Below are 894 nucleotides of genomic sequence, written 5' to 3'. Positions count from 1 at the left end.
GGCATCGCGCCTATTGTTATTGAATACGTGCCGTATTACTACTCAAAGTCTGAGATAAGCGAGGCGCTGTATAAACAAGACGTGTACTGCATGCCAGTTGTTGATTACGATCCAATTAGGCGCAAGTGCTATAATTATCAGTGTATGAGAGAGGAGACTGTAACTACGCTGTACGAGTCAGGTACTGTTTACACCGAGGAGCTTATAGTGTCGCTTGAAGACGGCGCTAAGAGCTACGTGCCTACTGTGCGCGGCGCGATAACGTTTGACACGCCTACAGTTAAGCCGCCTGACAACAGATGGTATTTATCAGTAGTCAGAAACATATACTTCGGCGGGGGTCACATCGATAAAAGCGAGGGGAGGGTGCCGCATATAGTTGTAAATCCAAGATACGAGTTCGTAACTGCTATGATGTAGGCGTTGACAAACCTCGCCCTTTAGGGCGGGGTAAGGCTTTAAACGCACATTAATTTTAACATGGTGGTTAGACGTTCAGCCGCTATGGTTGAACCACAACTCATTAAAGCGTGTAGGATGCTATGCAGTACAAATATGTAATTAAGCCTGTAGATTCAGTTGAATGTCCGGTAGCTATTGAAACCAATGGTGCAGTAGACTACGTTGCTGGGAAAACTTGCTATGAGGCGTGGTGTTATTTATGCAGTGGCGAAAGTTGCTGTCAGTTTGTCATGAATCCAAAAATTACCTACTTTTCCCTGTTTTATCCTGAATATGCAGATGTATTAGGACTAGAAGTAGACCCATTCGGCTTATGTACCGACGGCTGTGAATATTACACAGATAAGTTTGGGTGTCAGTGTATGTTGGACTTTAAGAGGAGCTCGTACAGAGAGCCTAACCTTACGTTAACTACTTACGTAAACGTCATTG

Annotated in this window: 2 protein-coding genes; both read left to right on the top strand. The window is 44.4% G+C overall.

Annotation, left to right across the window (positions count from 1 at the left end; translation table 11 throughout):
• Positions 1–420, top strand: a 420-nt coding sequence (locus ACP5J3_RS14910; protein WP_428496393.1) for a hypothetical protein, incomplete at its 5' end; no start/stop codon positions are given.
• Positions 421–542: 122 nt separating this feature from the next.
• The coding region (locus ACP5J3_RS14905; protein WP_428496392.1) for a hypothetical protein at positions 543–894 on the top strand (352 nt) is incomplete at its 3' end.

The organism is Pyrobaculum sp. (assembly GCF_049971835.1).
Taxonomy (GTDB): Archaea; Thermoproteota; Thermoprotei; order Thermoproteales; family Thermoproteaceae; genus Pyrobaculum.
This window is presented reverse-complemented; position numbering and strand designations above follow the sequence as displayed.